A 13,620-nucleotide genomic window follows, 5' to 3' on the forward strand; every position below is an offset into this window, starting at 1 on the left:
GTCGATCATTGTGATAAGAATGATCGTGCGATATCTGTCACTTTATTTTTATAAAAACGCTGTTCATTTTTTAGGCTTTTCATGATTTAGCCCTGTGTCGTTCAGTATTTAATCAAATACTATTGGTCGCCCTTAGCTAAAACTCAAAGATAACTGATAGTGGTAATGTGCTTTATCTAATAAGAACTCTTTATGTACACTTGGACTCCATGAATCATCACCACCCACTCCCATATGAAAGCCATCTAAGCTGACATATAATTTCTGCTCAGCCGCTAACTCATTGCTATGTTTCGCCATCGTAATATTAGCTTGGCTATAACGGCTCACAGCAAAATGAAAATCCCCCGTAACCGATAAATCACCTACTGAAGCCTCTTTAACATCACAGCGCAAACCATTTTCAGAAGGAAAAATATATGCCGTATGCATCGCTTCAATTGAACTCGTATAACGACCAATATGTGCAGATAAAATACGATCTGGATAGTTCTCGTGTGGCCCTCGACCAAACCATTTCACTTCATCACTCACATCCTCTACCACTAGTTGCATACCAACTCTTGGCAAAGGAGGCAGTGATTTAGCAGCTTGAACGTTGACATCAATTAATGCACGCCCTTCACTATTAAAGGCATATTGCCACTGACTTGTGATCAGTAAATTATCATCATAATAGTGACCAAACTGTACCTTAACAATCACTTCATGCGTTAATGCGACCGCTTCTATTGCTAAACACTTAACCATCAGATTTGATAAACCAGCGGTCTGCCAGCGAGTCGTCCATGCATTAGGATCAACACAGTCAGCTTCACTAGTCCCAATATCATTATCTAATGGTGCACGGAAAAAGTTATCCTTAGGTCCCTGTAATAGCTTACTGACGCCATCAACAACCCATTCGGTAATCTCGCCTTGTTGTTTATCGATGTCAACTTGGAAACCGACTCCATTAATAGTAATTGTATCTTCTGTATCAATTAATTCAGGCGCATCACCTTTTGCTAAACAAATAGTTGCTAACCCTAGCGCCGATTTTAATGGCATTTGTTCAGTCGCCACCACAAAACCTTTTTCAGCCCACGGTGTAGCGTCTGTTAACAACACTTCAAGATTAAGGAAATAATCACAACCTGCTTTTTGAGGAGGATAACATTCAAGCAAAACCAATATTTGTTCACTTTGCGCCTGCACTTGCAACACAAGCTCTCCACTGGCAATAACCTCACCCTGCTCGGTCACCGTCCAACGAATGGTTTCATTATTAGCATCAATAAATAGGTTTTCACTTCGCACCTTAATGCTGAGATTTGCATCATCAAGCAGTGTAAATTGATAAAACTGTTGCGCTTTTTTAACTTCAAATAGGTCAGGATGCGGCGTTCTATCCGGGAACATCAAGCCATTAATACAGAATTGACGGTCATTAATGTGGTCACCAAAGTCACCACCGTAAGCCCAGAACTTTTCGCCAGTATGATCTATTTTTGTTAACCCTTGATCAACCCAATCCCAAATAAATCCACCTTGTAAACGAGGATACTCACGAAAAGCCTGCCAATACTTATCGAAACTACCTAGACTGTTACCCATTGCATGCGCATATTCACACAGGATCAACGGACGTTGTTCATTCGGTAGCGACAACCACTTTTTAATGGCATGTTTAGGCACAACTTCAGCCGCATTAGGGGTTAATACATCCTCATTGACGCGCGCATACATGGGTACAATAATATCGGTCGCAGCAGTATTTGCTCCACCCCCTTCATATTGCACCGGACGAGTAGGATCCTTGAGTTTTGTCCATTGATACATAGCATGATGATGGTTGCCAATGCCTGACTCATTACCTAATGACCAAATAATAATAGAAGGATGATTTTTATCTCGCTCGACCATGCGTGTCATACGGCGCATATAAGCATTCAGCCAACTCAAATCATTAGATAACCGTGACATCGGGAATTGGCCGTGTGTTTCGATATTAGCTTCGTCGACTACATATAAACCATATTGGTCACATAGCTCATACCATTTAGGATGATTAGGATAATGAGCAGTACGAACGGCATTAAAGTTATTTTTTTTCAGTAACTTAATATCTAATAACATATCCTCATAGGAAACTGCATGGCCTTTTTCAGGATGGTGCTCGTGACGATTTACACCGCGTATTAGCAACGCTTGACCATTTAATTTAAGCTGCCCATTATTAATGTCAATCACTCTAAAACCAACTTGATAGGCTTCCGTATCAAGCACTTCGCCAGTTTCACTCAGCAGGCAAACAACAACACGATACAAATAAGGGGATTCGGCACTCCACTTATGCGGAGACAGCAAGCTAATTTGATGCTCAGCAAGATCGTTAAATGCCCCCTTCTCATCAATCATTCGTTCGCCAAAGCCAGTAATAACTGGCTCTGTCACTGGATTTAAATCCGCATCAAACAGTTGCACTTGTGCACGATACGATTGAGGCTCTGCGTTTTTCTCTTCACTTTGTTGTTGAGATAATCGAGTTGAAACTTTTAATGTTCCATTATTAAAACAAGCATCTAAATCGGTGGTCACGGTAACATCTTGTATTGCAACAAGCGGTTTACTCAATAAATACACATCACGAAAAATACCACTTAACCACCACATATCTTGATCTTCAAGATAACTACCGTCTGACCAACGTAATACCATCACCGTTATTTGGTTTTTACCCGCAACCAAATATTGGCTAAGATCAAACTCGCTAGCTAATCGACTATCTTGTGAGTAACCAACCCAAACACCATTACACCACAAGTGAAAAGCAGAATTAACACCATCAAAATTAATACGTTGTTGGCGCCCAGCCCACCCAGCAGGCAGATCAAAGTTAACGCGATAAACCCCCGTTGGATTATCCGCTGGTACAAAGGGAGGGTTATCGGGAAAAGGGTATTTTATATTGGTATAAATAGGTTTATCGTGACCTTGGAGTTGCCAATTACTAGGCACCGTGATTTCAGGCCAGTCACTATCATCATAATCAACTTCAATGCATTCATTCGGCACTAACTCAGGTTTGGAAAATAATTGAAATAACCATTGTCCGTTTAATAAATGCTGAAATTCAGAATCTTGTTTGTGACGAGCCGCTTCAGAAGAGTGAAAGGCATGAAGAGGTGCATGGGCAGGCATTACATTTTGTGCAGTTACATGCTGATTTTCCCAATCACGTGCTTTGATTATTTCCGTAAATGCTCTCATTTTATTCCTCTCTCAAATAGGCTTATTAGCTCAATTATAATAATTACTGAATCTATTCTGCTGATTAAAATCACTTATTATTTTGTGTAACATGTACAGCGCACAACCAATATAATCGATACAAGCCATACAAAATGAAGCATTAAAGAGAGCAGCTAAACAGCAATATCATTCTTAAATTGTACACTGCAAAACAATAGTGTAAACGATTACAATTTTTCATCTAAGCGTTAATTTCAATTATTAGATCTAGCTTAAGATTCTATAGTGAGGGTCACACTTATTGTGTTGAGAGGAGATGTTAATAAGCGTGAAGATGGATCTAAGAAGCGAATAAGGTCGCTAATAAATATTAGTCACCAAAGTAATGCGCTAAGTGGCGACCTAAGTAGCTATTTAAGTAGCGATTTAAGTAGCGATTTAAGTGATTATATAATGGAGGGGTAATGGGACGTCAATGGCGACAAAAATTGTAGCGTTAGTGATCTGGCACATCCCATCATCTATTTAACCAACACCTGCTTAGTACTAAAAACAGGTAAAAAATGCACCATAAACAAAACCAATATAGCCAAATAAACACAATACCCTTCAAAGCCGATAGTTTCATGATTACCTGTAAGCGAACTTGTTGACCAGGTAGTAAAAAAAGGCAATACAAATATAAAAATAGGCACTGTCGTTTTTAAAATCCAACTTTGCAGCGGCACTTTGGATAGGCTTTCACGTAACTTTTGTACGCTAGAAATGACTAATAAAAACCAAGGTATGAAAAAGGCAGGTAATGCAAACTCAGGGTAAATAATCGCCACTGATTGTAAAATTTGATCACCTTTCACTAACACCAACAAAATTAGAATAAAGGCTATCCATGCACAAAGGGTCATCAGATGATTAAAAACAGCATTTCTTTGAACATTTTCTTTTTTCACAACTGACTTCCTAACATAAACTGACTGATACCCGATCAATAAAGTTTGAGCTTATCTTATTAAGGTATAGATACCACAAGATGTATTAAGTTTTGTTAGCAAACGCTTTAAAAAATAGCCAAATAACACTCATCACTTCCATCCACTACGGCAAGTTAGCCATTACCATTAACATTGCCTGCGTTTATACACTTAAGTTTTGCATTGTGATTACTGTATTTATCCACTTACCTATTATTTAACAAACTTGGATCAACAAATAAGTTTTAATTAAAAATGCTTCCAAACCACAAAAAAATGAATTTAAACAACTATTAATCAAAAAACAGTGTTTAATAACTAATTTTAGGTGGTTATAATCCTGCTATTAAACTAACATTCCTCGTTGATAAGGCTAGGTAATAACAGGCTATTTAACTTTAAAAGCTTTTATCCGCTATAAATAAAAGCAATTAAATTAAATATAAAAAATACAGCGCGCCACACTTAAAATAAAATAACAAATGATATAAATTCCAATAATTACAAAGACTTTTAAGCCATCAATAACTACAAATACTGTCTTTTTATGTAGCTACTCAGCCTCTAATAAAAGCGAGAAAAGGTTGCAAAATAAACAGTAAAGATTAATGACTAAGCTATTTAATCCTAGTTTGTTATTAATTTTACAATTCGTTTGGTAATTAGTTCGGTAATTAGCTCGGGCAAGAAAGTGCCGTTTAGTCGCTTAAATGCTAACTTTTCTACGAAGAAATAGATTTAAATAATGAGGTCCTGAATAAATACCTTTTTATTTCATTACATAAATAAGTATTACCTACTAAACAACTTAATTTACCGCTATCAATAAACCTCTTTGGAGACGATTAATGGATCATGCATTACAAAAAAGCGAAAAAAGAACGAAACTCCTTCGCGCAGGTAAAATGCATGCAGTACATTGGTTAATTGTATTACTTTCGGTGCTCCTAACTTTTAGTGCCTGGTATTACTCGCAGTTTCAACAAGCACAAAAACTTGAGATTCAGTTTGCCCGTGAAGCAGAAAAAGTCGTCAATGCAGTTAAAGAACGTATGACACTTTATGAGAATGTATTATGGGGCGGTGTGGCTTATATCGATGCAGTGAATTCAGATAATATTGTGGATCCAAGTAATGTGGTGCATTCAAGTATCACTTATCAACAATGGTCTGCTTATTCAAACAGTTTGAACATAGATACTAATTATCCAGGAATCAATGGTTTTGGTATTATTTACAATGTGCAACCTAAGCATTTCGACGAGTACTTACAAGCACAACGCATACACAGGCCTGACTACCAAGTACACCCAACTCATGACAACCCTGAATATTGGCCAATCACCTATGTTGAGCCAGCCGAATCGAACCAACAAGCGATTGGACTTGATGTTGCCTTCGAAGATAATCGTTACTCTTCAATAAAAAAGGCAAGAGACTCTGGAAAGGCATTGCTGACAGCACCGATCACTCTAGTGCAAGATGACAAGCAAACACCAGGCTTTCTTTTTTACACACCGTTTTATCAAAATGGACTTAAACCTGACAATGTAAAGCAACGCCGAGAATTGATTGCAGGTGTCACCTATGCCCCTTTTATTATGGAAAAACTAATGAAGGGAACACTGGCAGAAAAAAACCGACATGTGAGTATTCAGATATGGGATGGAGAAAACCTATTATTTGATGATCATTCTAATGGTAGTACGACAGAAGCAGATCCTAATCCACTTTTCTCTAATAAAATTGATACCTTTTTATACGGCCGTACTTGGACATTTTTAATCCGATCAAATATTAGCTTTAGACAAGACACAACCTTAAATCAGTCTTCAATCATTCTAATGGGCGGTTTAGTCATTGACGCATTACTACTGATGTTATTTATATTTTTAACCAAGGCCAATAGACAAGCACTAAAATATGCAGATCAAATGACAGAAGAATTAAAAGATCAAACCAAACACCTAGCAAAATCGAATGGGTATTTAGCACAATCGATTGCGGACTTGGAAAAATCCAATAAGGATTTAGAAAAATCTAATAGTGACTTAGAGCAGTTTTCCTATGTTGCCTCACACGACCTTAAATCTCCTCTCAATGCAATCGAGCAATTAGCAAGTTGGATAGAAGAAGACTGTGAAGAGCTGCTGCCCGATGATTCTAAAAAACATTTAGTTTTATTACGCCAGCGTAGTAAACGTATGCTTAAACTGTTAGATGACCTATTAACCTATTCGCGTTTGAATCTAGCCACCATGACCAATGATAACGTCAATTTAGCCGAGAAAGCACAAGACATATTATCATTATTGGAAACCAACGATAATTTTTCCTGCATTGCTCCGAATATTGATATTAAGATTCCACTGGCACCATTTGAAATAGTATTAAGAAATTTAATTTCTAACTCGATAAAACATCATGACAAAGCAACCGGTAAGATCACCCTTTCTTATACTACAAAAGATAACTTCCATGAAATATCGTTATACGATGATGGCCCAGGCATTCCAGAAGAGTTCCATAATAAAGCCATGGAGATGTTTCAGACTTTACAATCACGGGATAAAGTAGAAGGAAGTGGCATGGGACTTGCTATGATTAAACGTATTGTTGAACATTACCATGGCAGGATCAATATTGTATCTGATGGAAAGCGTGGCACCACAATAAATATTTTATGGCCGTTAAATTAAGAAACATAGAGCCAACCTAAGCAGGACCAATGACAAAAAATTGACAGCATTGGCTATATTTGTGACAAAATAAAAGCGCTTAAAAAATAAAAATATCCATCAATAAAATATCCACCAATAAAGGTTAATTAATATTGCAAAATACAAATGAAATAACGTTGTTACTAGTTGAAGATGATGACATCGACGCAATGACCATTCAACGTAGCTTCAAAAAACAAAATATTACTAATCCGATAGTAAGGGTTTACGATGGCCTCGAAGCTTTGTCTTTATTAAAAAAAGAAGAAGTCACCCCACCATTGGTGATTATTCTAGACTTACAAATGCCCAGAATGGGCGGAATTGAATTTTTAAAAGCATTACGTGCAGATCCAAAGTTATCGAAATTAGTGGTTTTTGTTTTGACTACCTCGAAAGCAAAGTCAGATATCGTATCCAGTTATGGCGAGCATATTGCTGGATACTTTGTAAAAGGCCAAACCGGAGATAAATTCTGTGGTTTAGTAAGTATGCTAGAACATTATTTTGAAATTGTTCATTTAACCGAAGAGTAAAAGCTTAAATTAAAATTGTTATTACTTCAAAGATAGGGTTTAAGGATATGGTAGCAAAATGAACATACTCATTGTTGATGACGATATGATCGATAGAGAAATGATCATAAGAGCATTAAAGCGCAGCAATATTCTGTGTAATATCACACAAGTTGAAATGGTCGATCAAGCGCTTGAAATATTAGCTCACACTGAATTTGATGTCGTATTACTAGATTACAACTTACCGCAACGTAAGGGTATCGAGCTATTAATTGAATTAAAAGATATGCCGGCGAAACAAAAAGCTGTCGTGATAATGACCAGTACATCCAGAGAGGATGACTTAGCCACTAATAGCATTAATGCCGGTGCACAGGACTTCTTAGTTAAAACAGAGATCGATGCCTTTAGACTACAAAGAGCCATTGCTAATGCACAAATACGGGCTTCCTTAGAAAAAGAATTATTACAAAGTCATCAACGTACAAAAGAGCTTGCAGAACGAGATAATCTAACCGGGCTAGCTAATCGTTATTATTTTGACGAGTCCTTAAGCCATGAAATAAAAAAACAGCAAAGAGATAAAAGTACACTTGCTCTGTTATTAATCGATTTAGATCATTTCAAATATGTTAATGATAATTATGGGCATGATGTAGGCGACCAATTATTAATCGCGGTAACTAAACGAATCACTGCTTGCTTGCGCGGTAGTGAGTTGTTTGCGCGTTTAGGTGGCGATGAGTTTGCAATTACATTAACTAATCTAGAGTCAGTGTATGGTGCGAGTACTGTAGCAAAACGAATTATAGAAGCATTACAGCAACCATTCGAAATAGGCTCCCATATCATCACATCGGGTGCAAGTATTGGCATCGCACTTTGCCCTAGCGACAGCGGTGAGGTGAAAGAGCTATTTAGATTTGCAGATATTGCGATGTACCGTTCGAAAGGTGATGGCCGTAGCCAATTCTGTTTTTTTGAAGCGAAGATGCAGGAAGCATTTTTAGAAAATTTCTTAATCGAAAAACAGTTACGCACTACACTTGAAAATAAAGAATTTTATTTACTTTATCAACCTGTTATTGACTCATCAACAGCAAAAATAACGGGAGTGGAGGCGTTAATACGATTTGATATTGAAGGTGTTAGTCAACGTCCAGACATATTCATTCCCATTGCTGAAAAATCTAGATTAATCATAGATATTGGCCGTTGGGTGATAGTAGAAGCCATTATGCAATTGAGTATTTGGCAAAAAACACTCAATCCCGCATTCACTATGTCGATTAACTTATCCTCAATACAATTAACCGATGAAGGATTAATTGAGTTTATTAAGTCTACCTTAAGTATTTATTCTGTTGATGCTAACAATATTGAATTTGAGTTAACCGAAACGGCTTTATTGGTTGAACAAGAGAATAGTACCAAGATGATCCAAAGCATCAGTGACTTAGGCTGTAAAATTTCATTAGATGATTTTGGCACAGGTTTTTCATCTATTTCACATTTACACTCTTTTCCAATTAATACCGTTAAAGTGGATAAAAGCCTAATGCCGAGCTCATCTCCAGAAGAAAATACTAAGCCATTTTTAGCAGGCTTAGTTGTTATGCTTCAGTCCTTAGAGTTAAATATTATTGCCGAAGGCATTGAAACAGAGGCCGACCTTAACCTGTGTATCAAACTAGGAATTAATAAAATGCAAGGTTATTACTTTGATAAACCCCTGCCTACACATCAACTAGAAAAGCTTTATTCATAATCAACAATAACGGATATTATTTTATTTTTCAGTTAGCTAGTAACAATAAAAAAGTCGAGATGAAAAATTGTAAAATGACAAAGATAAAATAAATCACCATCGGATTGTGATTTACTTTATCAGCTTTTTAAACTTTATTATTCCACTTATCCTTCTTCACTAGCCAGTAATAATGCACATTCAGCAGGCAGGGTAAAACTCAGTTGTTGTTGAGCTTCAAGCTGCCACTCTTGGCTGTGATTATCAAAACCAGAAAAATGTGTTGCACTCGTCATTAATGCTAATCGTTCAAAAGTAAATGATACGGGTTGTGGTTCAAGGTTGATTGCATAAATGCTGGTTTTACCTTGTTCATAACGCGCAAAAGAAAAGCTCTTATTTTGTGCATGAAGGGTATGATAACTGCCCTGCTTAAGTTCAATCCTGTCTTTTCTCACGTTAATCAAACGCTGATAAAAGGTAAAAAGATCACTGCTTTTATCAAGCGACTGCCAAGGGAAACATCGCCTATTATCAGGGTCCCTTCCACCCGCTAACGCCACCTCTGTTCCGTAATAAAGACAAGGTGTGCCGGGGTAGCTAAATAACATCATACTGGCTGCTTTTAGCTTGCTTACATCACCTTGTAATTGATTAATAAAACGCGTTGTATCATGACTATCCAATTGATTAAGTTGTGCTAATTGATTTAACCAAGGTATCTTAGCGCGGCTCTCTGTTAACCAAGCATCAAACTCTTGAGCATCGATTTCAATGCCATGATAAGCGATATCTAAACCTGCAAAAAAGGCGCGAACAGGGTGTGCAAATCCATAATAATTCATGGCACCATCTTCTTGCTCACCTTGTAACCATTGCGTCGCTTCATAAAAATGCTCTCCCACGATATAAGCCTCTGGGTTGACTGCTTTTGCAGACTCCCTAAACGCTTTCACGTAATGTGCATTATTAAATGCGCCTACTCCTTCACCTAGCATATGGATCACATCAAAACGCCAACCATCTATGTTATAAGGCGGTTTTAACCAATATTTTAAAGCAGAAGATGCCCCTTTATAGAGATACTGCTGCACGTCTTCATTTAAAAAATTCAGCTTAGGTAAAGTTTCTATGCCATTCCAACTCACATAATGATCGGCTTCATTGGTTGCCTTGTCTGAAAAAATATAATGCTGACGATAAGGAGAATCAAGATGTTGATAAGCGCCCTGCTCAAATGCTTGATAACGTCCAAACCAAGGGTGTTCGCAGGAAGTATGGTTAAACACTGCATCAAGCATTATTTTCATACCGCGCTGATGAATATCACTTGTTAACTCTGCAAAACCAGCATTACTGCCAAAGTGAGGATCAATATTAAGGTAGTCGGTAGTGTCATATTTATGATTGCTGGGCGCGGTAAAAATAGGATTTAAATACAGTGCACTAATGCCTAATGCTTGTAGATAATCTAATTTATTTTGAATACCTTTTAAGTCTCCCCCATAAAACTCGCTGGCACCGGTAGACTCATGTCCAGCAACCGCAACTGGCTCTCCCCACTTCTTAGCAATGATGGTGTGTTCGCCACCTTGATATAAATATTCATCTGTTTGTACCGAAATACTCGGATCCCCTTGGCAGAAACGATCAGGAAAAATTTGATAAAAAACCTGTTCTTGGATCCATGTTGGAGGTTGATGTTGGGTATTATATTTAAAGTGAGTTTCACGACCTGGAATACGATTGAATTGCCCTGCGGCACTCAACCAGAGCTGACTTTTTTCAGTTAAACACTTAATGACATAATACGTATTATCGATATGTGTACTAATAGGAATAACAGCTTGATAGAGCTTACATGTTGCAGGAAAATAGCCTGATTTCGCATCAAATGGAATAAGATTAGCAGTAACAAGACGGTCTTCATTGTCAGGCTCACAGCGCACAAAATGAGCCGTGATTAAATGTGCTGGATCATGGCATAAGAAACGAATAATTAATGACTCGCCCTGTTGGGTGATCCATTGTTTAGTTTGTCCATGAAATAAAAATGGTTTAGTTTGTCCATGAAATAAAAACGGCTTAGTTTGTTCATTAGATAAAAAAGGCTTAGATGACAACACAACAACTCCTTTCGTTAAACACTTCAATAGCTAACAGTATTCAGGTTATATATCTTTAAATCTAGGTTTGAACAGAATTTATGTGAGTTATCGTATTAGTTAATTCGCGTTATTTAAGTACTGTTAACCTCTATCAATTAACTGGCTCAGTAAATGAATAATTAACAGAATAGGTAACTGAATAAATAAGTAAATAGATAACTGAATAGATAAGAAAATAGGTAAGTAAATAAATGTGTAAACGAGATTTTAAACATCAAATGGGCAAGTTAGAAAAAGAAATTGAATAAAGTTAAAAAAATTAGTTAAACCGGCAAGCTAAATGACGAGTAATGGGTGAACACTACTCGTCAATAATAAGGCTAGTATTGACGGATTTTTTTAACCATCGCATTCATCTTATCGGCCGCTTTATTAATTTCCGGTTTATCAGCAACAGCGGCAATGCCACAACGCCACCAAGATTCATAACCATGTGTCATACTTTTAGGCAGTACTTTCACATCAATCCGACATTCCGCACCAGTTTTAGGAATAAACCCTCGCCTTTTCAGGAATAAATTTTTTGATATATTGGGCCCAAACAATCAATAATGACTCTATTCCTCTCTTTTAAATTCACCACCAGTTCCTGATGCTGTGAGATGGTTAATACATGCAGTCCTTGAAAGCAAAAAAACACCCAACGGGCTGTCGGTGTTTGCGTTGGTTTGTATTTTAAATCGGGGAAATAGGCCGTTTGTGCTTTGAGCTCCTCCCTCATCTTGTGCTCCAAGGCGGCATAAACCATTAGGCAACAAGTCATTATCATCAGTAGTGCTTCAATGCGCTCAGGCTTTTTTAAGTATAGTGAAGAGGTTAAAAAATCAGGGCTTTTTAAAAAACGAAAACCTTTCTCTACACTTTGCTGCGACTTGTAGAGCTCAAGCATTTTTTCCATCGTTAATGTTTCGCTGCAATCGTTTGTCGCTAACATAAACATACCTTTTTCCCGCAACCTTTCTTCTTGCTGCGTTAATGAAGAATAAAGTTGACCCATTATTTGATATTCATAACTATCAGGTTGCTGATCCTGCTTCGGTCGCCCACTTTGCTTGTAAACCGCATGCGCGATTATTTCAATGTCACTCACTTCTGTATAATCTTGTGCTCTTAGCCATTTATTTAATGATTTACTTGCATCGAGTTCACATGAATAACGTTCTCGGGTTAGCTTTTTAAATGACTTTAGTGAGGCGTTTGATTCTTTAAGCATGCGCTTATCTAATGTGTATTGCTCTCGTTTCATTGCTTGCTCACTACGCACTAACAGCCAGCGTTGCTTTACTTCACCATAATCTGATTCGAGCCATGCTCCGCTATAACCGTTCTCTAATGCTGAAAATACGTATTTTTCTTGCTCGGCGATTGCTATTTTTACTAACTTTAATTTTTGCGGAGCACGCGTTATAAATAAACGACCTTGTTCATCAAGGGATTGGATACTTTCAGCGGTATAGAGTGCAGCATCGCCAATAAAATAACTGCAATTTTGAGCGGCTTTTAGACTGCTCAGGTGATGTTTAACAATGTTTTTAAATCCTTCATTATCATTGATGTTGCCGCTCGCCGCTTGCATGTAAACAGGGATCCCTGCTTGGTTTTCGGTGATAAGGTTAAGTACGGCTTGGTTTAATTCTGGGCGGTGATCTCGGCTGTAACCGCGCACCAATTTAATCGCTTGCGTGTCACCGTCCTGATTATCATAACGGCCATCGACATGCATACTGGTCGAATCTAAATTTAATCCTTCACAAGGCAGTTTCAAAAGTTCAACAACACGCACTGCTAATGTTTGATAAAGTGACGAAACACCTGTTTCATAGAGTTGATCCATGCAGCGGCCTAATGCATCATCATTGATATGCTCTGCTTTTATTCCTTTCCCAAGAAGGCGCTCAACAGGCTTGTCTGCAAAATATTCAGGATACATGTGTAATGTCCGGCCAACAAAACCAAGACCGTTTAAAATCATCGCTTCGACAAGTTGACCATACGTTACCTTTTTATCTTTACTTTGTTTGGGATGTGCTTGATCGATGATTTTTGCAATACCAATTTCTTTACACATGCCTGAGACTAAACCCAAATGGTCGATATTTTTAATAGAATATGTCATTGCTTATCCATCACCCAAAGATAAGTAATAGATCAAATATGACGATCCACGTCAACTTTTTTATTCTAAATTATGGGACGCGACACAAATTAGTCGTTTTTATTAATTAAGCGATTATTTTCTGTCTAAAATTTAATCGCTTAAAA

At 37.4% G+C, this 13,620-nt stretch carries 8 protein-coding genes; 3 read left to right on the forward strand and 5 right to left on the reverse strand.

What is annotated here, in order from left to right; genetic code table 11:
• Positions 1–132: 132 nt before the first annotated feature.
• Both H592_RS0102055 and H592_RS0102060 read right to left on the reverse strand, forming a co-directional pair.
• Positions 133–3,252, reverse strand: a complete 3,120-nt coding sequence (locus H592_RS0102055; RefSeq protein WP_028867279.1) for a beta-galactosidase — start codon at positions 3,250–3,252, stop codon at positions 133–135.
• A 503-nt stretch (positions 3,253–3,755) separates the two neighbouring features.
• Positions 3,756–4,184 (reverse strand): hypothetical protein, encoded by a 429-nt coding sequence (locus H592_RS0102060; RefSeq protein WP_028867280.1) that lies wholly within the window; start codon positions 4,182–4,184, stop codon positions 3,756–3,758.
• Between the two features lie 869 nt (positions 4,185–5,053).
• Between H592_RS0102060 and H592_RS0102065 the strand changes: the two genes are divergently transcribed.
• The 3 genes from H592_RS0102065 to H592_RS0102075 all read left to right on the forward strand — a co-directional run bounded on the left by H592_RS0102065 (position 5,054) and on the right by H592_RS0102075 (position 9,211).
• A complete protein-coding gene (locus H592_RS0102065) occupies positions 5,054–6,904 on the forward strand; it encodes a CHASE domain-containing sensor histidine kinase (RefSeq protein ID WP_028867281.1) in 1,851 nt (616 codons plus the stop codon).
• Between the two features lie 134 nt (positions 6,905–7,038).
• Complete coding sequence (locus H592_RS0102070) at positions 7,039–7,461, forward strand: response regulator (protein ID WP_028867282.1); 423 nt, start codon at positions 7,039–7,041, stop codon at positions 7,459–7,461.
• A gap of 58 nt (positions 7,462–7,519) precedes the next feature.
• A complete protein-coding gene (locus tag H592_RS0102075; RefSeq protein ID WP_028867283.1) occupies positions 7,520–9,211 on the forward strand; it encodes a two-component system response regulator in 1,692 nt (563 codons plus the stop codon).
• 146 nt (positions 9,212–9,357) lie between these two features.
• Here the strand turns inward: H592_RS0102075 and malZ are convergent, their stop codons facing one another.
• The 3 genes from malZ to H592_RS0102090 form a co-directional block, all read right to left on the reverse strand.
• Positions 9,358–11,316: a maltodextrin glucosidase gene (gene malZ, locus H592_RS21340; RefSeq protein WP_051368899.1), complete on the reverse strand. Its 1,959-nt coding sequence runs from the start codon at positions 11,314–11,316 to the stop codon at positions 9,358–9,360.
• 362 nt (positions 11,317–11,678) lie between these two features.
• On the reverse strand, positions 11,679–11,819 hold the full coding sequence (locus H592_RS24155; RefSeq protein ID WP_169727631.1) for a hypothetical protein: 141 nt from the start codon (positions 11,817–11,819) through the stop codon (positions 11,679–11,681).
• Positions 11,820–11,866: 47 nt separating this feature from the next.
• Positions 11,867–13,474 (reverse strand): IS1634 family transposase, encoded by a 1,608-nt coding sequence (locus H592_RS0102090; RefSeq protein WP_028867284.1) that lies wholly within the window; start codon positions 13,472–13,474, stop codon positions 11,867–11,869.
• Positions 13,475–13,620: the final 146 nt, after the last annotated feature.

The sequence above is a fragment of the Psychromonas arctica DSM 14288 genome (assembly GCF_000482725.1).
Classification (GTDB): domain Bacteria; phylum Pseudomonadota; class Gammaproteobacteria; order Enterobacterales; family Psychromonadaceae; genus Psychromonas; species Psychromonas arctica.

Coding starts and splice junctions, on each gene's coding strand:
- H592_RS0102065 (WP_028867281.1), top strand. CDS start 5,054: ATGGATCATGCATTACAAAAAAGCGAAAAAAGAACGAAACTCCTTCGC.
- H592_RS0102090 (WP_028867284.1), bottom strand. CDS start 13,474: ATGACATATTCTATTAAAAATATCGACCATTTGGGTTTAGTCTCAGGC.
- H592_RS0102075 (WP_028867283.1), top strand. CDS start 7,520: ATGAACATACTCATTGTTGATGACGATATGATCGATAGAGAAATGATC.
- H592_RS0102055 (WP_028867279.1), bottom strand. CDS start 3,252: ATGAGAGCATTTACGGAAATAATCAAAGCACGTGATTGGGAAAATCAG.